Origin of the sequence: Acidianus infernus (genome assembly GCF_009729545.1) — an archaeon.
Lineage (GTDB): Archaea > Thermoproteota > Thermoprotei_A > Sulfolobales > Sulfolobaceae > Acidianus > Acidianus infernus.
Map to the genome: position 1 here is coordinate 89,581 of NZ_WFIY01000004.1, position 23,765 is coordinate 113,345.

30 protein-coding genes are annotated in these 23,765 nt (G+C 32.9%); 17 read left to right on the plus strand and 13 right to left on the minus strand.

Annotated elements, in window-relative coordinates:
* Window positions 1-79: 79 nt before the first annotated feature.
* Window positions 80-1,531: an MFS transporter gene (locus D1867_RS00585; RefSeq protein WP_155862362.1), complete on the plus strand. Its 1,452-nt coding sequence runs from the start codon at window positions 80-82 to the stop codon at window positions 1,529-1,531.
* Here the strand turns inward: D1867_RS00585 and D1867_RS00590 are convergent.
* The gene (locus D1867_RS00590) at window positions 1,504-1,887 is read right to left on the minus strand and encodes a hypothetical protein (RefSeq protein ID WP_155862363.1); all 384 of its coding nucleotides are present in this window, start codon (window positions 1,885-1,887) and stop codon (window positions 1,504-1,506) included. The genes D1867_RS00585 and D1867_RS00590 overlap by 28 nt on opposite strands.
* Before the next feature lie 92 nt (window positions 1,888-1,979).
* Here D1867_RS00590 and D1867_RS12665 point away from each other — a divergent pair, with 92 nt between their 5' ends.
* From D1867_RS12665 to D1867_RS00605, 3 genes are all read left to right on the plus strand, one after another.
* Complete coding sequence (locus D1867_RS12665; RefSeq protein ID WP_338077906.1) at window positions 1,980-2,807, plus strand: DMT family transporter; 828 nt, start codon at window positions 1,980-1,982, stop codon at window positions 2,805-2,807.
* Window positions 2,808-2,979: 172 nt separating this feature from the next.
* Complete coding sequence (locus tag D1867_RS00600) at window positions 2,980-4,161, plus strand: MFS transporter (RefSeq protein WP_155862364.1); 1,182 nt, start codon at window positions 2,980-2,982, stop codon at window positions 4,159-4,161.
* A gap of 155 nt (window positions 4,162-4,316) precedes the next feature.
* Window positions 4,317-5,798 (plus strand): thiamine pyrophosphate-binding protein, encoded by a 1,482-nt coding sequence (locus tag D1867_RS00605; RefSeq protein WP_155862365.1) that lies wholly within the window; start codon window positions 4,317-4,319, stop codon window positions 5,796-5,798.
* Here D1867_RS00605 and D1867_RS00610 read toward each other — a convergent pair.
* Together D1867_RS00610 and D1867_RS00615 are read right to left on the minus strand one after the other, a co-directional pair.
* Window positions 5,788-5,970: a hypothetical protein gene (locus tag D1867_RS00610; protein WP_155862366.1), complete on the minus strand. Its 183-nt coding sequence runs from the start codon at window positions 5,968-5,970 to the stop codon at window positions 5,788-5,790. The genes D1867_RS00605 and D1867_RS00610 overlap by 11 nt on opposite strands.
* Window positions 5,971-5,987: 17 nt before the next feature.
* Window positions 5,988-6,314, minus strand: coding sequence for a C2H2-type zinc finger protein (locus D1867_RS00615; RefSeq protein WP_155862367.1), 327 nt, complete (start codon window positions 6,312-6,314; stop codon window positions 5,988-5,990).
* A 259-nt stretch (window positions 6,315-6,573) separates the two neighbouring features.
* Here D1867_RS00615 and D1867_RS00620 point away from each other — a divergent pair, with 259 nt between their 5' ends.
* Window positions 6,574-7,806 carry a YeeE/YedE thiosulfate transporter family protein gene (locus D1867_RS00620; protein WP_155862368.1) on the plus strand — a complete coding sequence of 411 codons (1,233 nt, stop codon included), beginning with the start codon at window positions 6,574-6,576 and terminating at the stop codon, window positions 7,804-7,806.
* A 5-nt stretch (window positions 7,807-7,811) separates the two neighbouring features.
* A complete protein-coding gene (locus D1867_RS00625) occupies window positions 7,812-8,081 on the plus strand; it encodes a hypothetical protein (RefSeq protein WP_240872146.1) in 270 nt (89 codons plus the stop codon).
* A gap of 93 nt (window positions 8,082-8,174) precedes the next feature.
* Here the strand turns inward: D1867_RS00625 and D1867_RS00630 are convergent, their stop codons facing one another.
* Window positions 8,175-8,801, minus strand: coding sequence for a hypothetical protein (locus D1867_RS00630; RefSeq protein WP_155864356.1), 627 nt, complete (start codon window positions 8,799-8,801; stop codon window positions 8,175-8,177).
* 717 nt (window positions 8,802-9,518) lie between these two features.
* Between D1867_RS00630 and D1867_RS00635 the strand changes: the two genes are divergently transcribed.
* Entirely contained in the window at window positions 9,519-9,953 is a 435-nt protein-coding gene (locus D1867_RS00635) for a PadR family transcriptional regulator (protein WP_155862369.1), read from the plus strand.
* On the opposite strand, the gene csa3 is transcribed toward D1867_RS00635, so the two are convergent.
* The 3 genes from csa3 to D1867_RS00650 are packed head-to-tail and all read right to left on the minus strand — an operon-like array spanning window position 9,950 to window position 12,263.
* Entirely contained in the window at window positions 9,950-10,576 is a 627-nt protein-coding gene (gene csa3, locus D1867_RS00640; RefSeq protein WP_155862370.1) for a CRISPR-associated CARF protein Csa3, read from the minus strand. The genes D1867_RS00635 and csa3 overlap by 4 nt on opposite strands.
* Window positions 10,577-10,586: 10 nt before the next feature.
* Window positions 10,587-11,438, minus strand: coding sequence for an SMP-30/gluconolactonase/LRE family protein (locus D1867_RS00645; RefSeq protein WP_155862371.1), 852 nt, complete (start codon window positions 11,436-11,438; stop codon window positions 10,587-10,589).
* A gap of 39 nt (window positions 11,439-11,477) precedes the next feature.
* Complete coding sequence (locus D1867_RS00650) at window positions 11,478-12,263, minus strand: Lrp/AsnC family transcriptional regulator (RefSeq protein WP_155862372.1); 786 nt, start codon at window positions 12,261-12,263, stop codon at window positions 11,478-11,480.
* 63 nt (window positions 12,264-12,326) lie between these two features.
* On the opposite strand from D1867_RS00650, the gene D1867_RS00655 reads away from it, so the two are divergent.
* Entirely contained in the window at window positions 12,327-13,247 is a 921-nt protein-coding gene (locus D1867_RS00655) for a sodium:calcium antiporter (protein ID WP_155862373.1), read from the plus strand.
* On the opposite strand, the gene D1867_RS00660 is transcribed toward D1867_RS00655, so the two are convergent.
* Entirely contained in the window at window positions 13,237-13,572 is a 336-nt protein-coding gene (locus D1867_RS00660) for a YidH family protein (protein ID WP_205737127.1), read from the minus strand. The two genes, D1867_RS00655 and D1867_RS00660, sit on opposite strands and share 11 nt — an antisense overlap.
* Before the next feature lie 256 nt (window positions 13,573-13,828).
* Here D1867_RS00660 and D1867_RS00665 point away from each other — a divergent pair, with 256 nt between their 5' ends.
* The 5 genes from D1867_RS00665 to lrs14 all read left to right on the plus strand — a co-directional run bounded on the left by D1867_RS00665 (window position 13,829) and on the right by lrs14 (window position 17,574).
* Entirely contained in the window at window positions 13,829-15,274 is a 1,446-nt protein-coding gene (locus D1867_RS00665) for a DUF1641 domain-containing protein (RefSeq protein ID WP_155862375.1), read from the plus strand.
* A 93-nt stretch (window positions 15,275-15,367) separates the two neighbouring features.
* A complete protein-coding gene (locus tag D1867_RS00670) occupies window positions 15,368-15,913 on the plus strand; it encodes a hypothetical protein (RefSeq protein WP_155862376.1) in 546 nt (181 codons plus the stop codon).
* A complete protein-coding gene (locus D1867_RS00675) occupies window positions 15,910-16,749 on the plus strand; it encodes a fumarylacetoacetate hydrolase family protein (protein WP_155862377.1) in 840 nt (279 codons plus the stop codon). The genes D1867_RS00670 and D1867_RS00675 overlap by 4 nt, the downstream gene beginning before the upstream one ends.
* Before the next feature lie 22 nt (window positions 16,750-16,771).
* Entirely contained in the window at window positions 16,772-17,200 is a 429-nt protein-coding gene (locus tag D1867_RS00680; RefSeq protein WP_152941218.1) for a CoA-binding protein, read from the plus strand.
* A 47-nt stretch (window positions 17,201-17,247) separates the two neighbouring features.
* Window positions 17,248-17,574, plus strand: coding sequence for an Lrs14 family HTH-type transcriptional regulator (lrs14, locus tag D1867_RS00685; protein WP_152941216.1), 327 nt, complete (start codon window positions 17,248-17,250; stop codon window positions 17,572-17,574).
* Here the strand turns inward: lrs14 and D1867_RS00690 are convergent.
* Genes D1867_RS00690 through D1867_RS00700 form a run of 3 tightly spaced genes read right to left on the minus strand, consistent with a single transcriptional unit; the run spans window position 17,569 to window position 19,034 of the window.
* Window positions 17,569-18,123 (minus strand): hypothetical protein, encoded by a 555-nt coding sequence (locus D1867_RS00690; protein WP_155862378.1) that lies wholly within the window; start codon window positions 18,121-18,123, stop codon window positions 17,569-17,571. The two genes, lrs14 and D1867_RS00690, sit on opposite strands and share 6 nt — an antisense overlap.
* The gene (locus tag D1867_RS00695) at window positions 18,120-18,404 is read right to left on the minus strand and encodes an Sso10a family chromatin protein (RefSeq protein ID WP_155862379.1); all 285 of its coding nucleotides are present in this window, start codon (window positions 18,402-18,404) and stop codon (window positions 18,120-18,122) included. Before D1867_RS00695 ends, D1867_RS00690 begins: the two co-directional genes overlap by 4 nt.
* Before the next feature lie 39 nt (window positions 18,405-18,443).
* Window positions 18,444-19,034, minus strand: a complete 591-nt coding sequence (locus D1867_RS00700; RefSeq protein ID WP_013776290.1) for a hypothetical protein — start codon at window positions 19,032-19,034, stop codon at window positions 18,444-18,446.
* Between the two features lie 34 nt (window positions 19,035-19,068).
* Between D1867_RS00700 and D1867_RS00705 the strand changes: the two genes are divergently transcribed.
* Both D1867_RS00705 and mvaD read left to right on the plus strand, forming a co-directional pair.
* On the plus strand, window positions 19,069-20,019 hold the full coding sequence (locus tag D1867_RS00705) for a phosphomevalonate kinase (protein ID WP_155862380.1): 951 nt from the start codon (window positions 19,069-19,071) through the stop codon (window positions 20,017-20,019).
* Window positions 20,009-20,983 carry a diphosphomevalonate decarboxylase gene (gene mvaD / locus D1867_RS00710; RefSeq protein ID WP_155862381.1) on the plus strand — a complete coding sequence of 325 codons (975 nt, stop codon included), beginning with the start codon at window positions 20,009-20,011 and terminating at the stop codon, window positions 20,981-20,983. The genes D1867_RS00705 and mvaD overlap by 11 nt, the downstream gene beginning before the upstream one ends.
* Here the strand turns inward: mvaD and D1867_RS00715 are convergent.
* Together D1867_RS00715 and D1867_RS00720 are read right to left on the minus strand one after the other, a co-directional pair.
* On the minus strand, window positions 20,956-22,188 hold the full coding sequence (locus tag D1867_RS00715; RefSeq protein ID WP_155862382.1) for an HD domain-containing protein: 1,233 nt from the start codon (window positions 22,186-22,188) through the stop codon (window positions 20,956-20,958). The genes mvaD and D1867_RS00715 overlap by 28 nt on opposite strands.
* A gap of 2 nt (window positions 22,189-22,190) precedes the next feature.
* Window positions 22,191-22,904: a purine-nucleoside phosphorylase gene (locus D1867_RS00720; RefSeq protein WP_338078069.1), complete on the minus strand. Its 714-nt coding sequence runs from the start codon at window positions 22,902-22,904 to the stop codon at window positions 22,191-22,193.
* A gap of 54 nt (window positions 22,905-22,958) precedes the next feature.
* Here D1867_RS00720 and D1867_RS00725 point away from each other — a divergent pair, with 54 nt between their 5' ends.
* Together D1867_RS00725 and D1867_RS00730 are read left to right on the plus strand one after the other, a co-directional pair.
* Window positions 22,959-23,489 carry a hypothetical protein gene (locus D1867_RS00725; RefSeq protein ID WP_155862384.1) on the plus strand — a complete coding sequence of 177 codons (531 nt, stop codon included), beginning with the start codon at window positions 22,959-22,961 and terminating at the stop codon, window positions 23,487-23,489.
* A 77-nt stretch (window positions 23,490-23,566) separates the two neighbouring features.
* A complete protein-coding gene (locus D1867_RS00730; RefSeq protein ID WP_155862385.1) occupies window positions 23,567-23,764 on the plus strand; it encodes a hypothetical protein in 198 nt (65 codons plus the stop codon).
* Window position 23,765 lies beyond the last annotated feature (1 nt).

Consider the following 23,765-nt stretch of genomic DNA (forward strand, 5'->3'; position numbering starts at 1 on the left):
ATCCAAAAATTTTGGTAGCAAACCAACATAATATAGATATATCGAAAATCTTATATTTATGAAGTTCTCAATTTCCCTCATGGACATTAAATCTAGAACTCTACTTATACTTTCTTTAATGTTGCTGATTGTAAACTACGTTGAAACAATGGTTGTTCCCGCTTTGCCAACGATAGAGCGGGACTTTTCAATTTCTGCTACATTAGCCGGATGGGTAACTTCAGCCTATATGATAGTTGCAGCAGCAACTTCACCGTTAATGGGCAAACTTGCAGATACTTACGGCAAAAAGAAGATGTACGTTACTGCAATAGGTTTTTATATAATTGCGGTAGCTATGGCAGGTTTTTCTCCAAATATATGGGTTTTATTAGGTGCTAGGGCTATTCAAGGTGTTGGATTCTCAATGTTTCCAATAGCAATAGCTTACATAACAGACTTATATCCTAAGGAAAAAGTCGCTTTTGCGCAAGCAATATTAAGTGCTATGATAGGAATAGGCCCGGCTCTTGGATTACTAATTGGATCTTATGTAGTCGAAGATCTAGGTTGGCCTTACGCTTTTCATACAGCGGCAATATTATCTTTAATCCTTTTCATTATTTCTATAAAGTACCTTCCACACACTGGAATAAGATATAAGGAAAAAGTTGACTACTTAGGTTCAACGTTAATAGGCTTAGCTACAGTCCTAGTTTTAGTTTACATTACTGAAGGACCTACATTAGGATGGACTTCAGTATGTAACTTATCCTTGCTCATTTCCGGGCTATTAACATATGGAATTTTTATAGCTGCTGAAAGAAAGATAAAAGAACCTTTGTTAAGGTTAGATTTATTTAAAATAAGAAACTTTGCAGTAGCTAACTTAGTAGGAATAATTTCTGGAGTAGGAATGTTCACAGTCTTCATCTTTCTAGTTTATTACTCTCAGTTACCTTCACCTTACGGACTTGGATTATCAATAATTCAGTCTGGATTATTAATGTCTCCAGTGGCCTTCGGAATGGTGATTTTCGGTCCCATGTTTGGTAGAGCTTTGCCAAAAATAGGCCCAAAACCTATCTTAATTCTAGGTAGTCTGCTATCATCATTAGCTTATATTATGTTAATATATTATAGATCCAATCCAACAGAAGTTCTCATTGATGGATTTGTATCATCAATAGGATTAGTAGCAGTTATAATACCTTTAGTAAACATGGTAGCATTATCATTACCAGACCAGTACAGAACTACGGGGATGGGAATGAATGCACTGCTAAGAACCATAGGCGGAGCCGCAGGTCCAGTAGTCGCTACGTCATTTATGCAGACTTATCAAGCTCCTGTCATAATGGTTTACGATAATCAACCGTTGGTTTTAGGTTTTATGCCTTCCTCTACTGCTTTCAATTATATTGCTTTATTCGGACTTGCAATGATGATCCTTACGTTAATAGTTTCACTATGGACTAAGAATTACACATTTAGAGAAGTTGCCGTTAAAGGAAGTAATAACGCTCATTTGAAGAACGAATATACAAGGTAAGTTATTATACCATAGAAAATATGAGCTAACACGTACGTTAATGTTATCTTTATTGGGAAAACCAATAAGTGAACTGGAAGGCTAAAGAGACTTAGTACTGCGGAACCAAATAAAATACCCATAATCAATGTTGATAAGAAGTTTCTATTTTCATATCTTACTTTAGTTACTTCTATTATTGATATTCCAACTAATGCTATAATGATTGCAGCAATTAGGTGTAGTAGGATTCCTACAATAACGGAATCAATTCTGAGAACGTGATAAGATATCGTTGAAAATACGCTGAGATTGTTTATAAAGAAGATTATTTCTAAAAGCCCTCCTATAAATCCTGATAATATTTTCTTTATCATGGTTGAATATATTTTTTATACTTTAAAAATTTTTTATAAGCTTATTCTCTTACTTGCCTTAATTTTAAATATTTTTTAAGGCATTTTCACACGTGGTAAGGGGTTATTTAACCATACTAGGAGTAATAATAGTTTGGGGAATTTCTTTCCCTTTATCAAAAATTGCCCTCTATTTTATGTCTCCTTTTGTACTTACTTTTATTAGATTTATCATAGGTGGTTTAATTTTAACAGCTTACGGAAAAGGAATAATTTACGGTAAAAAGGAGGCTATTAATGCAATACTTAACATGGGAATTTTTGTCATACTCTTAAACCTAGCAATAAACTATTCCACAAACCCTGCATTAGCCTCTGTACTAATTTATATGCAACCTATATTCGTAGCATTACTCTCAAGGCTAAGAGGTGAGGAAATCTCATTCCCTCAATTAGTTGGAATAATAGTTTCATTTACTGGTATATTCATTTCAGTAGATAGCGTTAATTTTAGCCCAGGGTCGCTGATAGCAATAGTTGCAGCAATACTTTGGGCAGTTGGAACTTTATATTACTCTAACCTAAAAAATAGGGATATAGTAAAGCTTAACGCTTTCATGTCCCTCTTTTCTTCATTATTTGTAATACCGATCCTGCCTTTTGATTTTTATTTTAAGCCTTCTGTCCTTGGAATAGGTGTGGGAATTTTAGTTGCAATAATAGCCCAAGCTTTAGGCTTCATATTCTGGTTTTCAAGTGTTAAAGAATTAGGTGCAACGACCGCATCTAGTATAGTCATTTTAGTTCCAGTGTCTGCTTATCTATTTTCTTTCATAATTTTAGACCAAATACCCAATGTTTTCCAAATATTTGGCTCATCGTTGGCTCTTATAGGAGTTTTCATCTCCCAATATAGTAGAGTATACTTATCAAGAAAATGATCGATACACTAGTAAACTCTCAGTGCCGGTGGACTGCATCACGGTTCAGTATAGAGCGTGCTCAGCATCAGTTTTTCTATATCATTTGCTAATAATTATTTTTACCTCAAGTGATGCAGGATAAGATTTTTCTAAATTAGCTTTAAATTGTTGGGTATCAAATATACCTAACATGGACGTTAGAAGGAAATTAAGGATATTAATAATTACTTCCTTAGCCCATTTTAATAACGATGGAACTTTCCTAATATTCCCCCTTCTTATAGTGTACTACTCTACGGTTGATAGGATAAGCCTAATAATCTTAGGATCAATGTCGATAATTTATACTTTACTTTCTGGTCTTCTATCTCCTTTAATAGGCGACTTTGCGGATAAGCATAACGTTGATTCTGCCTTAATGAGTTTAGGAATATTTTTGGAAGGTTTGGCAATAGGAATTTTTGGAATTTCCTTCATGTTTCCGTCCATAGCGTTAATAGCATTAGGTTCGACACTTTTAGGAATAGGTCAGGCTTTTTATCACCCAATTGGCGGTGCAATACTTTCTAGGACTTTTGGCAAGGAAGCTGGCAGAGCGTTAGGAATTAATGGATCCTTAGGAAGTTTAGGAAGGTCTTTAATGCCTTCAATTGTAACTTTTCTTATACTAGGCCTTGGGGAAATAACCGGTTTGCTTACAGTCTCTGCATACATGGTACTTTCAGCTATGATAATATTTGTAGGTCTTAAGTTCTATAAAAGAGAATCCATAGACGTTAGGAAGAGTAAAGAGAAGTTAGAAAAGGCGTTTTATAAGTTCTTAATTATATTAGGTTCAATAGTATTTATAAGGAGTATGTTCATCACTGGTACAACTACTTTCGTTGGAGAGTTTGTATACGACGTATATCATTCTAAAGAGTTGGCTGGAATATTCTTAACTATAGGATTTTTAGGCTCTGTTTTAGGTCAACCTGCTTTTGGTTGGCTTACTGAAAGAAAAGGCGGAAGATATGCATTCATAGTTAGTAGCTTATTGACAATAGTCACCTTTATAGGATTTTTAGCATTTGCTGAAAACCTGATATTATCCCTTTCTTTTTACACGATATTCACGTTTTCTGCGTTTAGCTCTTTCCCAGTATTGTTAGGTTACGTAAGTCAAACATTTCCTAAAAATTTCTATACGGTAGCAAATTCATATATCTGGGGTATAGGAGTTACAGTAGGAGGTGCCGGCGGAAACGCATTAATAACAGTACTTCTGGGATTAAGATACACAATACTTTCATCGTTTTACATAATGCTGGGATTGGCAATATTTTCTGCCATACTAATGCCTTTAATTCCAAAGAGAGTTTCTACACCGTGAATGTTTTTTAAATAAATATAGTAAAGTTATTACTTCTTTCAGTTTAGCTCCAGGAAGAGTAAAATGTTTAAAAAATTAGATTGTAATATTTGATAAAACAATTAATGTTAAAACATATCAAATAGTTTTTATACTTCATTACAAGCTTATTTTATATGCTTGGAGACAAGATTTTTGAAATACTCAGGGAATTTACTGATAGAATATACGGGAACCCCGGAACAACTGAATTATCTTTTATAAAGAAAATACCTCCAGGTTTTAAATACTATTTAGCACTGCAGGACGGAATTGCGGTAGGGATGGCTGAAGGATATCATTTGGGCAGTGAGAAGTTAGCTGTAGTAAATCTTCACGCAGCTCCAGGCTTATCTAATGCCCTAGGATTCCTTTATACTGCTTACATGGATAGAATACCTATGGTAATAATTGGAGGCCAACAGACTTCCTCCCACCTTTCAGACGAGCCTAGACTTTACGGAGATTTAACAACAATATCTAAGCCGGTAGTTAAGGCGTCTTTTGAAGCAAGAAATGCTGATGAAGGTGTAAAATTCCTTATAAGGGCAATAAAAACTTCCTTAACTCCTCCTTATGGTCCTACTTTCCTTTCCATTCCTGAAGATTTAGAAGACAAGGAAGTTAACATAACTATTAGAAGTTTTATGCACAAGGTGGAGCTTTGTTGTAGGGAAGACGAAGTAAAGGAAATAATGAATGAAATTAACTCCTTTGATAAAATAGCAATAGTAGCAGGTTATGAAATAGATGTATTCAACGCTCATGATGAAATGAGGGAATTTGCTGAGAAAATTAACTCCCCGGTTTTTGCTGAACCTTTCGCTTCTAGAAGTCCTTTTGAGACTCCACATAAGCTTTTTGCAGGAGATTTACCTAGAAGGTCTAGTGAGATAAATAAGGTACTTGAAGATTTTCCTGCTGTGCTAATCATAGGAGGTAGCGTAAATAATGTGCTATTTCCTGACGACGAAGTACTGAAAGGAAAAGAGGTTATTGAAGTGACTTACGATTGGATTGAGGCGTCAAGAAGAACTTGGAAGACTTTAGTTTGTAACCCTAAGGACTTTCTAAAGATTGCAATCAAATATGCAAAGCCTCACGTATTTAGTCCAGTAAAAGTTTCTCCTGCAAGGAATCAGAAAGTGGAGGAAATAATGAAATTATTATATCCTCATTTAGAAAATTACGCTGTATTTGATGAGGCGCCGTCTTATAGGGAAATAATAAGATCAATAATTGGTTATAAAAGAAGGTTATTCTTTGCAAATAGAGCAGGATTTATTGGTTGGGCAATTCCTGCGTCTTTCGGTTACTCCTCTACCGGAGGTAAAGCCTTGGCAATAGTTGGAGATGGAAGCTTTAATTATAGTTTTCAAGCTTTGTGGTCTGCAACAAAATATGGAGGGATAATGAAAGTTCTTGTAATTAACAATCAAGGATATAATTCTCTTAAAAGTTGGGGAAATACTAATGCGGAAATTCTCTCACCTATAACTTCTCCGTGGAAATTAGCTTCAAGTTATGGATTTGAAGGAAAAGAGTTTGATGACTATAAGAAAGGAATAGAATGGTTAATGGAGGATAATACTCAAAAGTTGGCCGAACTTAAGGTATAATATTTCTTTTTTCTTCTTCTATCAACAGAGCTTTTCTTACGTTCTCTATTACATCATCCGGCATTATGATGTTCGATAAGCTCTTTATTACTGCACCAGGTAAGATAGAGCCTAAGAAGTTTAGCTCAGCCTCAAAAGTTACAATAATAGTTAGCCTTAAGCTTTCTCCCAATCTCGCTTGCCTAAAACTTATTTTATATCACCTGCGTCGATTTTGTAATTTATTAATCCTGAATCATAATAGGGACCTTCAACCTTTGCTATTAAAGACCTTTTTAAAACTCTTCCTATCACATTTCTAGATAAACGTAAGGGAATTATGACCTTATCCTCATAAGGTAAGAATCCAAGTAGCCTTATTGCGCTCTCTTTATTGTCTATAATTGACGATATGTAATCCTTAGGTAAAGATATCTTGAAAGAATCAGAAGACGTTAAATGATGATGCTTGGCACTCTTTATATGCTTTTTAAATGACTTTTCATCTTGAAATTCTTTATCACAACACCTATACATAGGGTATCATGCTTTAGGTAAAATTTAAGGAATAGTTTAAATCTTTTTAACACTTTACGTGCTTCTGTAGAACTATAGTTTATCATTATATAATGGCTGACTATATTCAAGTAATAAGTTTTAAACGGATATATTTTAAAAAGTTTAAAGAATTTATATTCAGTAATGTATTAACTCTGTTAAAGTCAATTTCCCATATTTTTTATAAGATGTTTATTTAATCTTGGGAAAAGAAAGTTACTTTTGGTGATAAAGTAAAATGATAACATATACAGCCCCAATGTGGGTTGGACTGATTATAGGTTTCATAATTGGTGCAGCTGCTGAAATATGGGGAATATCAAATCCTGAGACTTTAATTAGACTGGCAAAGTGGGAAGATAGATTATTCGTCACTTGTATTGCATTAGGATTTGCTATTGGGACACCAGTACTCTTCGGTTTATACGCTGCAGGCGTTGGTTTTCATTGGGGTCCTAAGCCGTTTTATGTAATAGGAGTACTTATAGGAGGTTTATTCTTTGGAGCGGGACTAGCACTTTCAGGATACTTCCCTGGCTCAATATGGATGGCTTTGGGAGAAGGAAGGAGAGACGCAATATATGCAGTATTTGGTGCAATATTAGGTGCAGCCACTTGGACTGCTTTATATCAAACCCCAGCAGGACAATGGTTAACCACTGTAGGAAACTTTGGTAGCCTGATAATAGGAGCTACCCATCCTTCAGGAAAAGAGTACTTAATACCTTGGGATGGATTAACGCCTTTAGACTTATTCGGAATCTCAATAATCTACGCAATAGGAATGTTCTTACTAGCTTATTATTTACCAAGGTATAAAGGAGGAGTTAGAAGCTGCTTAAGAGCAAATATAGAAAGAAGACTAACACCACAAGAAATTCAAATGCATCAGGAGACTGCAAGATTCTTAACTGAAGGTGGATTACCTTATAGTGAAAATAGCTTAGCAAAGAAGTTAAATGAGTATTACGCTGTTGAAGACAACGTAACTAGGTGGTTCATGGTTTCAGTTGCAGGAATTGTAGCGTTAACAGTGGTTGCAGAGATGTTCTTACACCAAATATTCGGCGAATCTACTACTGACTCTTGGATTGCTGGACACTTGTTTATGCCAACTTTCAAGTATTCGCAGATAGTATTCAAAGGAATTGGTTGGGAGCCTTATAGCGACATTGGAACATTAATGGGCGCGTTCTTCAGTGCAGTATTCTTAACTAGGAGATTTACTGCATTTAGAGATATAATACCACCTAGCTGGGCTGAAAGGTTTGGAACTAACCCTGCAAAGAGGTTCTTAGGATCATTTGGTGGTGCATACTTAATGCTATTTGGTGCAAGAATGGCTGATGGTTGTGCGTCTGGGCACATATTAAGTGGTGACCTAGAAATGGCATTAAGCGGATTGGAATTCACTGCTGCAGTATTCGCTTCTATGCTAATAACTGCACATTACGTTTACAAGAAGAGGTGATAAAAATGGCAGTAAATGAGAAAGAATTAGAAGAAATGGACAAAATCTTTAAGGTAATATTCATAATAGGTTTAATCTTAGAATTCGTTGTAGCAATTATAGTGACAGGCAATGCAACAACTACACCGTTAACAGCATCACAAGTAGCGGCTGTGGGAATAATAGCTGTAATCCTTCTGCTTATAGCTGGAATAATATATAGCCAATTCCCGTACTCTGTACTAGGTAAGCCAGTAGAAAAGGAAAAGCAGAAAGTTGAAGAAAGAAGTAGATAGATAGAAGTAAATAAATAATTAAAAAGATATTAACTTTTATTTTATTCTTTTATTCAATCAATCAATTTGTCTTCACTAATATGCATGTTCTTCTCACATTTTTATTACCACATAGTTTAGTCCTAGGTATATTACAAAGAATAATCCTAGATATAGTTCGTCAATGTCAAAGAAAGCTTCTCCAAAGAATAAAGTTCCTAGGCTAAATAATAGTGCTGAAAGTACGTACTTTAATTGAGGTACTCTAATCTTCATTATCTGTGCTTTTAGTACGAATAATAGTGCCACAACTAGGATTGAAGCTAATAAAGTTCCAGTCAATGCGGAAATATAAGATTGGGGGATTAATGCTAGTATTACAAGACCTGCTTCGAGTGCCTCTGTAAAGCCTACTACGTAAACTGTAGTTAAAGTTTCTTCGCCTTCTTCTTTGTGCACTATTTTTATTCCTTTGAAATATCTTCTAGCACTTCTTATTAATTTATATCCAAAATAGAATAGGATTACTCCAGCTACTATAAGCACGTACTCCAGGGGAAGAAGTACTATGTACCGACCTAAGGTAAAAACTGGAATTAAAACTGTAAGTACTCCTGCCAGCCCGTAAATATACGGCTTTCCGTTTTTGTATATTCCATTAAATATTACAGCTACAGCACCTGCTTCTGACAATTCTAAAATGCTTATTCCTAGTGAAGCTAATAATACTGCAATATCCATAATTCTAACTTCGGCGTTTTTCATATAAAATTAGCTCTACCGCCTAGCAAAAAACTCTTTGTAGTTTATTTCATAAATAACATTTAAGTTACCTTTAATCAGTCAGTAAATTTAGAAGAATTTATCCTAATTAGATAAGTTAAAGGATCTAAGAAATTTCCAGCATTATACAACTCATCAAAAAAGATAAGTTTAAAAAAGATATTGACTTAAAATATTACCGAGTATATACCCCCTACTAATTTATTGTTTCTTTTCTCCGCCTTGTTGCTGCTGTCCTTGTGCCTTCTTTCCTTTCTTTGCCATTTGTGATCTAAGAAAAGTTTAGTAAGTGAGAAGCTTATAAAAATTATTAACATTAATTGGTCTAAACATTAATGTAAATTATAGACGATAGCTCGTATACTTATTTTAAACTTATAACAGATCTAACTAAATATATTTATTATTCCTCGTAATAATAATGAATACTTTTTCAGATTCTCTATATAGATAATTTATCAATTTTAGGTAAGGGAACGATGACTAAGGATAATCTCTATGTATAGAAGGATTTAATATCTTATCATTGATATATAATTGTTTAACAATATACATATTTTTCTCGTATATGAGTTAACATTAAAAGTAAATTTAACCTAGTATAATAAACATTAACCAGAATATGACGTGTATTATAAAAAATTATTTAACAACGATAAGTTCGCCGAAAGTAAAATGCAAAACAATATTAAGTTTGAATTAAGAACTTATTACGTGCATTTCCATAGAGGTAGAGGACTTAGACACATAATACTTTACTTACTTTATACCAATGGGCCATTAACTGGAGCAGAAATTATGGAAAAAGTGGAGGAAAGTAGTATGGGAATGTGGAGACCTTCTCCAGGATCTGTTTACCCTATGATAAGAGAATTAGAAGCTGAAGGATTAATAGAGGTTGTGAAAACAGAAGGAACTAAAAAATACTACGGTTTAACTAATAAAGGTAAAGAATTACTAGGTGGATTTCCTAAAGAGAGAAGAATAGATAACGCGATAACGGAGCTTGAATCATTAGTAGACTATATCTTAGATAATTGGGATTCGCTAAATTCTGAGGAAAAGGATAGAATAAGGAAGATAATTGAAAAGCTTAAATCAGTAAGCTAGACGTTTTCGTCACTCATTTCCATCATTAGTGCCATTATCATCCCTTTATTATTTAAAATATAACTAGTGTCTTCCCTCCTAATATATCCGTATTTTAATAGTTTTGAAAGCTTTCTACTTACAGCTGAAGTTGACATTCCAGTAGCTTTTGCTAACCTATAAATACTTCTGTTTCCCCTCCATATTTCCCTTAGTATAAGAAGATGATCAGTATTTATATCCCCCCTGGTAAGATCAGATACTTTAAAAGAGATTTTACCTTGAAAATCTTCTGTTTCTATTTCTACATCAGCGTCTACTCCTTTTAATGCCAAAGCTGTAAGCGTCTCCATTATTATGGCTCTCATACCTCCACTTAGATTTGCAATAATTTTCTTATCTGTTGGTAAATAATATGCTATTAACGCGACAGAATTTATAAAATTTATAGGATCTACTTTGACTATTTCGTAACTTATTGACAAATTATCGAGAAATGTTGTAAAAGACGAGAGCGCTTTTTTAACTTTATCGCTGTCTGTAATAGACGTTACTATTATCACTTTTTCTATACTTTTACCGTAATTGAGCACTGCCCTTATCTGAAATTTCTCGTCAAAGCCAAAGGTTGTTACTAATATCATATGTTAGATACTAAATTCCGCAAAAATTAATTTTAGTACCAGTTGCAGACACCTTTTCGGCGTAAACATAACCTGCATTTTCGTCTGGAGATGCTAAATGAATTTTAGCAGTCGTAATGTAAAGTGTTGAAAGATTTTCACCGCCAAAAGTTACGGAAGTAACATTAGGGGTAGGAACTGGAATTTCATCAATAATTTCTTTAGTTTTTGTATCAATTTTTATAACTTTACCTCCTCCAAATAAAGCTACCCACAAATTATCCTTAGAATCTATAGTCATTCCGTCAGGACTTCCTTGAACTGACGATAAATCTATAAGAGTTCTCTTATTGCTTATTCTACCTTTCTCTAAATCAAAATCAAACTCAAAAATTTTCTTAGTAGGCGTATCAATATAATATAGAGTTTTATTATCAGAGCTCCAGGCTAGACCATTTGAAATTGTCACGTTATCTAGGACCTTCCTAAACGAAAGATTAGTATCTAAAACATAAAAGCCTGCTGTAGGATATTTTTCTTCCAAATTCATCGTACCTACCCAATATCTCCCAACAGCATCGCATTTTCCGTCATTAAACCTATTTCTTAGATCCCAGTCTTTTACTTTATAAATTTCTTTAACATCACCATCAAGGTTTACCGCATAAAAGCCTTGATCAGAAGTTGCAATTAATCCTCCTGTTACTCTAGGTGAAATTGAACTTACGTAATCTTTAAGTTTTATTTCAAGATAAGTTGATTTCTTTAAATCTAGCCTATGAATTGTCCCTGCTAAGATATTAACCCAGTAAAGTACGTTTTCTGTTGGGTGCCAAATCGGACCTTCATAAAGATCTCCGCTATAAGGAGAAATCTTTTCCATACGAATTATAGGAAATTATATATTTTATTCTTGCTGACACTATTCCACGATACCCTTTGTAATTATATCATATATAATCATCACGTCAGCTTCCTTATCTTTTTCTCTAACCGCTCTTACATAATTCCTCACATTTTCAATGTTTTCAGTTAGACAAACTTCTATACCTACGTTATACTTATCTACTATCTCCAAGACTCTGCAATGAGAAAGAATGTCCCTTATTTCTGGAATCCTTTTAGAGAACATAGAAAATACTGACATTCCGCTTTTTGGTATATTTATTTTAGGTATCACAGATATATATCCTCTATTTTTCATAATTTTTAGTCTTTTTATTACTATTTTACTATCTATTCCTAATTCCTTGGAAATATCTGCAGTTGACGCTCTAGGATCTTCTTGCAATGCTTTAACTATTTTTATGTCGAGTTCCTTAGGTGGCAAAGGTTGTTGAGGGGGAGTATACTGCATTACTGGCTCTCCAAGAGTCTTCCTCATAAAGGATATTCTATCTTCAATTTCAGCTGTACTCTCACCAACTATTCCGTATACATTTAGCCATTCAACACATTTAAATTTTAGAAATACCCATTTATCATCCATATCCATTAAATTTTTGAATGAAATAAAAGAATAATATTTACCGTAAAAGTTAGGATTAACTAAAAGTTGAAAACCCTCTAATATTTCCTCTTTTTCCAAGTTTTTTATTCTATAAAGAACTGTAGGGGGAGTTAGATTTAACAGAGACGCTAAGCTACGAATAGATATTCTGCCGTCACGAAATAGATAAAGTAATATTTTCTTGTCTAGCTCGTCCATCTAATTTAAGTAAATGAAAGAGGTTAATAACTAGTTATGTTGTAAAAACCAAAATGAAAGTAAATGGTGGATCTGATCAGATTCATAGGAGTTTTAACAATCCTGATTATTGCTGCAGAGCTTCTTGCCAGGGGTACAGAAAATGTGGAAAGAAAGTTCGGGCAAGGAATTGCTGGAGGAGTAATTTTAGGTTTTTTAACAGCATTACCGGAAACAGTAATTACTGTATACGCGTTACTTAATAGAGAATATGAAGTTGCCATTGGCTCCGCAATTGGTGGCAATGTAATATTATTTACTTTGGGCATAGGTTTGGTTGGTTTAATTTATTCATTTTCCTGGAATAGATCCCTGACAATGAATTATGATTATAATGTTGAAAATAATTTCTTAATCCTGAATACTATTATTCTAGCTATAATAGTTTTTTATGGCAGATTTAATATTTTTACAGCAATAATATTATCATCAATATACATTCTTTATATTTTTTATAGAATTAAAAAGAGTAAAGATGAAAAAGAAAACGATAAAATTACCAACTTATCTAAGAGTGTTATAGAGCTAGCAATAGGAGCAATTTTGATATTAGCTTTTTCGGATCTGTTTGTTAAATGCGTTGTTGCAATATCTAAAGAATTTAATTTGCCTATAGCCTGGACTTCGCTATTAATAACTCCAATAGCAGCAGAACTTGAGGAAAAATTATCTGGCATTAGATTGGCAATGAGAAATTTGAATGGAGGGTCTTTGGCAATAGTTAGTTTTGTAGGAAGTAAAATAGAGAATTCTACTTTATTACTGGGATTAATTGGATTCTTCTCGTCTTATAGCTTTTATAATTCTTTACCGGAACTCATATCTGCAGTTATAGCCAATGTAGTAGGTATAGCCGTACTTCTTGATGGTAAGGTGACTAAGTATGAGTCTGTACTTCTCATAGCCTTGTATTTTATTATCATTTATCTTGACCTCATATTATGAAGAGTGCTAGGATTACTGTAATAGCCAAAATTATCCCTACAAATATCATATTAGGTAAGACCCTCGGTCTATATTGATTTCTAGATATATCTTTTTCATTTTCTAGATAAGAATATAAACCGTAGAATATTACAATTCCACCCAGAATAATCATTACTTCACCATAAGTTACAGAGCTAGAGGATAAGGTTTTAGCACCTTTGAGGATAGATATGAATAAAGCGAATTTTGCTATTACAAAACCGAAGCCTATTAATGCTATTCCTGTTCTAACCCATGCCAGAAAAGTTCTCTCATTGGCTAAATGATCTGAAGGAGAACCCATCAATGGTTTAATGATTACTTATTATATAAAGATTTTTAGCAAGAAAATCTGAAAGCTTTCAGTTCATGACTCAATGAATAAAAGTAAAAAGGAAAGATAATTTAGATTCTTAAATATAATAAAAAATGCTACGAAAGTATATAAAAACATGTTAAATAGTAACGAGAAATCCTGAAAAATATTATGTAAGCTAAAACCTTCATTTCATTACTCATAAAATTATTAAACTAATTGCGTAAATAGATTATAGATAAATATGTCTGAAGGACAAGATCCTTTAGAAACATTATTAAAACCTGAGAACCTTGAAAAATTAAGCAAATTAGCAGACTCATTACCAACAATAGAAAAACTTACAGATAAACTTAATGAAATGAATAAAAAGGGTCAATTAGACTTTCTATTAAACTTAACAGACCAAACTCTTTCACTTCTTGACGCGGTACAGAAGGCAGACTTAATTAATACACTCATATCCTTCGGAATGGAACAACTACCAAAAATACAAGCAATATGGCCAATAATAGAAAAACTAACAAGCGATAAGACATTAAGCTTGCTACAACAAATAAATCTAGACGCCACATTAAACGCTATAGAGGCATTAACACCAATGATGCAAAAGCTTACAAGCGACAAGGCAATCTCGTTGTTAAAGCAGATAGATATAGACGCTACGTTAACAGCTATAGAAAAATTAACACCAATAATGAAAGCCTTGACCAGCGATAAGGCACTTAAAGTACTGGAAAGCATAAATTATGATGCACTACTTGATTCCACAGGAAAGCTTACTCCTATACTTCAAAAATTGACCAGCGATAAGGCACTTAAAGTACTGGAAAGCCTTGATGTTGATACATTATTAGAAGCTACAGTAGAATTAACTCCTACATTAAATAAGATTGCAAAGACTATGGCAGAGATGCAAAAGAAAGGTCAAATAGATGAACTTATAAATATGATGGAGCAAGGAGTCGCCCTTCTTGACGCGGTACAGAAGGCAGACTTAATTAATACACTCATATCCTTCGGAATGGAACAACTACCAAAAATACAAGCAATATGGCCAATAATAGAAAAACTAACAAGCGATAGAGCTCTAGCATTATTGCAAAAGATTGACGTTGACGCAACTCTGTCTGCTATAGAGGCATTAACACCAATGATGCAAAAACTGACTTCTCCTAGGGCTATTTCATTAATACAGAAATTTGACGTAGATTCTACATTGGCGGCCCTTGAAGCTCTAACTCCAATGATGCAAAAACTCACTAGCGAGAGAGCAATAAAATTAGTGCAACAACTAGACGTAGAAAGTTTACTTACTGCAATAGAAGCATCATTGCCTATATTAAAGAAGTTAACTGACGAGAGGACTGTAAAGACGCTTACTCAAATAGACATCGATTCCATGGTTAATATGATGGGCAAATTAGCAGAATTACAAAAGAACGGAGTATTAGATAAGATGGTAAAATTAATTGACGTCTTCAGTGATCCTAAATTAGTAGATAACCTTGTCTTAATAATGGAGAAAATGAGTAAAGCACTTAATATATGGGTAAGCGAATTGCCAAACGTTAAGCCCGTAGGCACTATGGGATTATTAAGAATGGCATCTGATAAGGATGCCTCCTATGCCTTAGGTATGATGAAGGCATTATTAGAAGCTACTGGAAAAGCGTTTAGAGAAAGTTAAAATCTTTTTTTCTTGGTAGTAATTCTCATGGTGTCAATTATTAATTTTTATAGTGTCAATTAGTAATTTTTATATGTATACTTTATATTACTTATGATGTTCCTTCAAGACGCATTAATAGTGGCCCTCTTAGGATTAACTCATGGACTAGATCCAGACCATATAGCTACTGCAAGAATTTTGAAAAATTCTGTTAAAGTTCTAAAGTTCTCCATATTTCATTCTTTAGGATTTGCAATATTAGCCATACCTTTGACTGTAATACTAATTATAACTTCCATTAATTCTGTTTATCTAAATATTATAGGCAATTTAATAGGAATAAGTGTAGCCTTAATTCTACTTGCTTCTGCGATATTAGGGAAAGAATTTGAGATAGAACCAAAAGAAATGGGACTTCTTCAAGGTTCATTAGCAGTCACGCCTTCTAAGATAATTACAGTAGTTCTTGCTATATCTTTGGATAATATAATTTATTCTACAGCTATAGTGGGGATATTTATCCTTTCGTCTACATTCTCAATATTTGCATTAAGTTCATTAAACATGATTCCTAGAAAATTTGACAAACCAATAAATGTGGCAATATCTCTATTAACCATAATCTTTTTAGGATTTTCTACATTTGAGGTTCTATGAGATTTACACAAGGTTTAGTGAATGGAAAAAAGACAACAGTTTTTGTAATAAATAACGAATTTTATGTTCCAGATTTTGAGGGAATTGAGTGCGTTCTTGAAGATTCAAAAAATGTAGTAAAAGCCTTTGATCTATTTAAAAATGTTAAAAGTTATAGAAAAGTTGAGTTATCTAAATTTTTGCCTGCGATATTCCCAGGTAAAGTATTTTTGCCTGCAGTTAATTTTAGATCTCATTCCAAGGAGTCTTCAATTGATCCACCTAAACAGCCTTACTTCTTTATGAAAGGGAATAATTCTATAATAGCTCACGGAGATTCAATAATCATACCTAAAGGGGTTAGAAAAGTTGATTATGAGGGAGAAATTGGGATTATAATAGGTAAAAGAGGTAAATATATAAAAAAGGAAGAAGCAATGGATTATGTATTTGGATTCACGATTATTAATGACGTAAGCTTTAGGGATTATCAATTTCCAGAAATTCACCCTTATGGATTAAATTGGGTTATGGGAAAATCTTTAGATACTAGCTTACCTCTAGGTCCTTGGGTTGTAAGTAAGGACGAAATAACTTTTCCATTAGAAATAATAACAAGGGTTAACGGAAAGATTGTACAAAAAGGGTCTACGGAAGATATGATATTTTCTATAGAGGAACTAATTTCTTATTTAAGTAATGGAATTACCTTAGAGCCAGGGGATATAATAACTACTGGTACTCCAGCAGGAGTTGCAGAATTTGGAAATAAAGAATATTTAAAGCCAGGAGATGTTGTGGAAGTAGAAGTACCTGGAATAGGAATATTGCGAAATGAAATTAAAAACGAATTTTAACCCTTGTTTGTATAGTAAAAGTATGGAAAGTGAAGAAAATTTAATAAAATTTATTCTTGAAAATTATAAAAATATTGCTACCATAGGTTTTTCTAAAGATCCTTCAAAGCCATCTCATTATGTGCCTAAATTTTTAATGGAGCATGGCTATAATGTAATACCAGTAAATCCTACAGCAAAAGAGATTCTAGGAAAGAAGAGTTACTCTTCAATCTTGGAAATACCGGATAGAATTGACGTAGTAGAAGTATTTAGACCATCATCAGAAGTTCCAAAAATAGTCGAGGAAGTAATAAAGAGAAAAAGAGAAAAAGGAGATGTAAAAGTATTATGGCTTCAAGAAGGAATAAGAAATGATGACGCTGCTAAATTGGCAGAAAAAGAAGGAATTATTGTAATACAAGATAGATGCATGTATAAAGAGTATAATAAGCTTATGCAAAATAAGTGAAAGAAAAATAGATAAAGTTTTTAATATGTTTATCCAAAAAATTAATTATGGAAGAGGACTTGAAGAATAAAAAGGAGAGCATAAAATGCTGCTATAGATTGTCTGAAACTGATGTAGAATGTTTATTTAAGCTTATTGAATTAAATAAGCCAATAACATCAATCGAATTAGCTCAAATAATGGGCTTTAGTAAAACAACTGCAGAAACTAGTTTAAAGAGGTTAATGGACGTAGGTTTAGTAAATAGAATAAAAATAGAAGAGAAAAAGATAGGTAGACCAAAATTTGTTTACTCTGTTATAAATAATATTTGGGGAAAAATAAGTGAAGATCTAAAACAGTGCGCAAAGAAAATATTATCGGCGGCTTCATGATTTACTATTTCTTATTTCCATAATTTTTTTCATTATATCTCTATAAACCAAATAAGAATAAATTGTGTAATACATCGAAATTATATTTAAGCCAAGAGAAAAACCCAAAAATAAACCGTCAAGAGAAAAACCGGGTATAAAGTATAATGCAAAGGAAATTATAGAAGCTAAAATTAAGTAAAATATTTCTTTTATATTGCTTGAAATTCCGCTTATGTATGCATCAATCTTTTCCATAGACGAAATATAAGTATTGATTATTTTTATTTTGGACCCTACGCCTTTAACTTCCTTCTCTAGAAATTTCTGTAAGGCTTCTGATTTTATATTAAAATTTGCTCCAATTATTCCATCATCTAACAAATCCGTAGAAGAGAGTAAATCTAATACCTCGCTAAAAATTCTTAATAAATATAATGATCTAACATCCTTCCATAAATAAGGAAGATTTTCCAGTTTTCTTGATACAAAATAGAAAAGCAAAGAAGTCTCTAAAAGTAAACTAACATATAGTAAATTTACTATTAGTGTATAAGATTCTAACATCAATATAATTCTTCTGAAACAGAGTTAATAAGCTCAGACAGTTCTAAATGTAGCTTTCTAATTTTCCTTAATTTTTCTAGTAACGCTATACCTTTTTCAGTCATTTTATAATGACCATCCTCGTATTTTATGAGACCTTTACTTGTCAATATGTTAATGTATTTCTCTAAGAGTGTATTACTCAAATTAGCATACTTCATTATAGACGACTTACTACCGTAACCATCATTAATTACTTCCATTACATCCATTATAATTTCAAGTTGGTCTCTCTTACTCTTCATATGTTATAGGGTAACGCTTATTCTATATAAACGTTTCCTTTAAATTCTCTTTAGAGCTTCACTTAGAACCTCAGCTTCCTTTTCTCCTAAATACTTTGATGTTAAATTCAAAAATTGTTTTAAATCTTCTTCTGTCATTTGTTGAGTTATTAAGGGAGACAACTTAGCTAAGACCTCATTATTTATTACTTCCACTATTTCAATATATTCTGGAATTGTAAACTCTGGAAACTCTTTATATAATGTCAAAAGCCCTGAGGAGATTAGCTCTAATCCTTCCTTACCTATTTTTTTAATTTCTTCAAGCTGAGAATTCTTGTCCTGCAGTTTTGAAATTTCCTCTGATTTTTTCTTAACTTCCTCAAGAAATTTTAATAATTTGTATCTCTGGAAATCCAAAGCAACCAAACTACTTCTTACTTTCCTGCTAGCTATTAGTCTAACTTCCTTATCGTCCCTCAATATGTTAATGTAGCCTGAAAAGTAGAGATCCTCAATTATACTTTGTAGTGTATTCCTTGTCATGAAAATTAGGAAAGTTGATAATAACTCATCATAAGTTAATCCTGATGTTCCCTTTTGTGCTATCGCAATTAATACTAACCTTTTTTTCTTATCTAGAAAGTCCATCACATATTTCTACTACAGCAGAATAATAAATCCGATGATATCTGCTCCAGGAAAAGTACTTTGGATAGGAAGTTATGCAGTAGTATTTGGAGGGTTATCTCACGTAATTGCAATAAATAAGAGAGTCAGATGTGAGGCAACACCTTCTGATAAACTAATATTTGAGACTACTTACGGAACGTTTTATGATAAGGGAAATGAGCTTATAGAAAGTGTAGTGAATGTAATAAGGAATCACCTTGGAGATGTTCCGAAGCTTAAAATAAGACTATTTAATGATGAAGATTTTCAGATAAACGGTAAAAAAACAGGTTTAGGAAGTTCATCTGCAGCCACAGTAGCACTTACAGCGTGCTTATATAAACAAATTAAAGGAAGGATAGATATTGATGAAATTCATTTATTGGCTCAGGAGGCAAATTTCATTAGACAAAAGGGAATAGGAAGCGGATTTGATATAGCTGCCGCAGTATATGGAAGCATAATTTATAGGAGGTTTACTGACCTTAATAAGCGTGATTGGAAAATAGAAAGGTTAAGACTAGGAAATAAATATGACATGCTTTTAGGATTCAGTGGAAGAAGCTCAGAGACCGTAAATTTAGTTAAAATGTTTATTGAAAAGAAAGATGACGAAAAGTTTATCGAATTTTTACGAGAAATTAACATCGAGAACGATACAGCAATAAGACTACTTAAGCTAGGCAAAGTAGATGAAGCCTCTCAGCATGCGAAATTAGCTAGAGATTTACTAAATGTTCTAGCAGAAGATGTTATTGGCGTTAAATTGCAGAGCAAAGAGGATAAGGAACTAATAAAAATTGCTGAAGATAACGGTGCTTACATATCTTTATTGCCAGGGGCAGGTGGAGGGGATGTAATATTTGCACTTGGGGAAAATTTGGATGAAGTGAGGAAAAAATGGAAGGAAAAAGGATTAAAATTAATTGAAATCAAAGAAGATGAGGGTCTAAATGAAACTTGAAGGAGAAGCTATAGCACCTTCAAATATTGCAATAGTTAAATACTGGGGAAAAAGGAATACTGAACTCAATCTTCCATTGAACTCTTCAATTTCGATAAGCCTCGATAATTTGTACGCAAGAACAAAGGTTATATTTAGTGAAGAATTCTCTAAAGATGAAGTAATAATTAACGGAAAAAAACTGAGCGAAAAAGAGACTTTAAATTACGCAGGAAGGGTTCTTAATATTTTCAGGAAAATTTATGGCAAGAACTTGTTCGCTAAAGTTATTTCAACAACAAATTTTCCTCCATCTTCTGGTTTAGCGTCGTCGGCGGCAGGTATTGCAGCATTAGTTTACGCTAGTAATGAAGCCTTAGGTTTAGGCTTAACTCAAAAAGAACTTTCCAAAATAGCTAGAATAGGTTCCGGAAGTGCATGTAGAAGCACGGAAGGAGGATTTGTCGTATGGGAAAAAGGAGAAAGAGAAGATGGTGAAGATTCTTTTTGTTATCAAATTTTCCCCCATAACTACTGGGAAGACCTTGTTGATATTATAGCAATAGTTAGTGATGAAAAGAAAGAAGTATCATCTAGGGAGGGCATGGAAGTTACTACTAGATCCTCTTATTTAATGAAATGTAGATTAGATTTTATAAAAGAAACATTTAATGATGTTATAGAAAGCATAAGGAAAAAAGATGAAGAGAAATTTTTCGAGTTAACTATGAGACATAGTAATAGTATGCATGCAGTAATTTTAGATTCTTGGCCTTCCTTTTTCTATCTTAACGATATGTCGTTTAAGATAATGAGATGGGTGCAAGATTTTGGACACGCAGGTTACACATTCGATGCCGGACCTAACCCCCATATTTTTACTACAAAGAAACACATGAAAGAAGTAATAAACTTCCTCCAAAGTCTTAACTTAAAATATATAATAACTTCACCAGGTCAAGGACCCAAGGTTTTACATTCTTGAATCACATTTTCATATTTTTCAGCAATTTTTTCAGCCTTGCTGCTATACGCAATTATCGCCTTCTTTATTTCGCTCAATGACCTAATTATTGGCGAAACAGATGTTAATTTTTCAACTCTCTCCCCATCAAAGATATAAACAGCTTCTTCTTTCTCTTCATATGGTACATCGTTAAACTCGTGATATAGAAAAAGCCCTTGGCTCTTCTTCATATCTTCATAAATCTCGTCTTTAATTTCGTTAAATTTCTCTAAGCATTTACCAGTTATGTCGTATTTTATCCTTCTATATCCTTGTCTAAACATTATTGCGTTCTTAAATTCTTCCTTTACTTTATCTAAATTAGAGTAAATTTCTATATCCAAAAGTTGTAAGAAGTCCTTAGGCTCTGTAGGAAGGCTAATAATATTCTTTTCAAGCATTTCCACCATTGCGTGAGATAATATAGCGTTATATACTCCAGTAACGCTATGAAAATATACATTCTCGAACATGTACATTCTAGAAAGTAAAAATTGCTCGACTATTGGAGTGGCTTTGCTATAAATTGCAAGTTTTCCATCTATAAAAACTAGAAATCTCTTTAGTCTTTCTATATCAAACCTACCGTAACTTACTCCAGCATAATACGAATCTCTTAATAAATAATCACTCCTATCAGCATCAACATAATTTGAAATTAGCGATAAAGCCAATTTTTCTTCATAAGTTCTAGGATTCTCCTTTAATACGTCTATAATGAATTTTACAGGATCTGGATAAAATTCAGCGAATTCTTTATCGATTATGCTTCCTAATACGTTCTCTATTAAGTATATGCCATAATTTACGTGTGTTTTCTTACCTTCTTCTTTGACTTTTAATCCGTAAACTTGATTAGCTAATAATAGAAAATTCTCAAAAGTGTGAGAAAAGGCTACATGACCTATGTCATGAAGTAATCCCGTTAAAGCTATCATCTGTATAAGTCCTTCTTCATCTTTTAATCCGCTGTTAGAAATTACGTATCTAGCAAATTCCCTAGCTAAATGCATTACACCCAAGCTATGTTCAAATCTCGAATGTAACATACTAGGATAAACCATGTAAGCCATTGCAGTTTGTTTAATATACCTCAGCCTCTGAAAATATGGGTCAGAAATAATTTTATTCAACTTATCAGAGATTTCTATATATCCGTGTATTGGATCCCTTATTAGCTTCATTTTTATAACTTACTCAAAGTATCTAAAATTGCTTTTGCACCTTTCATGACACTATTTTCTAGTTCTTCTTTACTTATCCATACTCCTCCCTTCGCTAAATTATCGCTAACCACTAGAACTGCTCCAGTTCTTACTCCTTTCATTCTTCCTATAGCAAAAATTGTTGCACACTCCATTTCCACAGCTATATTGCCCCTAGAAGACCATCTCTTCACGAATTCCTCATCCTCAGCGTAAAAAGCATCACTACTAAATACGTTCCCTATATGAAATTTTAAACCTTCTTTCTGAAAATTCTGGACGAGGCTATTAAGAATGTAAAAATCGGGCGTAGCTGCAATGCAGCTATCTTCTCTTAAATACTGATAAATAACTCCACCGTGATTATACGATGCCCCTGCAACTATAATATATTCACCTAAATTAATATCTGGAACTAATGCTCCAGTAGTTCCATATCTAATAAAGGTTCTTCCGCCTAGCATTATCAACTCTTCAAGTACTATAGCTGCAGACGGCCCTCCTATTCCGTGAGTAGCTATGCTTATATCTACTCCGTTATACTTACCAGTGTATACTAAAAAACTTCTATTCTCGTTAACTAATTTAGGATTTTGTAGAAGCGAAGAAAGTAATTTCGCTCTTCCTGGATCTCCAACTATTAAAACTCTTTCTGCGACATCCCCTTTATTTGCCAAGATATGAACTGGCATAATGAAAGAAAGTAGGAATAGTATATTTAATTATCGGTTAAGACAATATAATTAGTAATGATCAAATTTGCCAAAAGGGACAATAAAGGATTCTTTAATGATGTAGAGAGCGCTATAGATATTGGTAGAATACATATTTCTCCATTTATTTCCGACGAGCTTTATATATACATAGAAGATAAGGATCTTTTAATGAATATTAGTTATTTTGATCTCATAGAAATTCTAAATTCTACAAGAATGTATAAGGTGGATATGATTAAAAGAAATACTAGATATGATAAAATTGGAATAATAATTAACCAAGATTATCTAGGCGGAATTAGTGTATGCACTATAATGGATTGGGGAACGCAAAAGATAGTAAGCAGTGTAAATAATGAAAAAATTAGATTAGATCATGGTCCAGATTGCGAATATAATGATTGCGTATATATTGCTTTATTTAACTTTTTTAATGAGCTATACTATTTAAAAATAAGAATAACAGAAACAGATATACAACCATCACTTTTTAAGGTCGATCTATTAAACTTTATTAACGAAATAGTTTTTTATGAGCTACGTCAAAAATTTAAACTGATTTAAAGAAATTTAAATTTAATGAAAGATTTAAAAAGATGATATGCAAAAGTTTTAAAAAGAGTAAGAAAAGATTCTATCTTATGAAAGAGAGAGAAGTTGAAGCAAAAAGATTAGTTGGCAAAAAACTAGTTAGGGGCAAAGTCTACGAATATGAATACTATACACTACCACTAAATCTATACATACCAAAGTCCATGGTAGAGAAATTCGGTACAAAATACTTGCTGGAAGTAGATGAGGACAACGGAACTATAACAATAAAACCCAGAGGGCAATAAA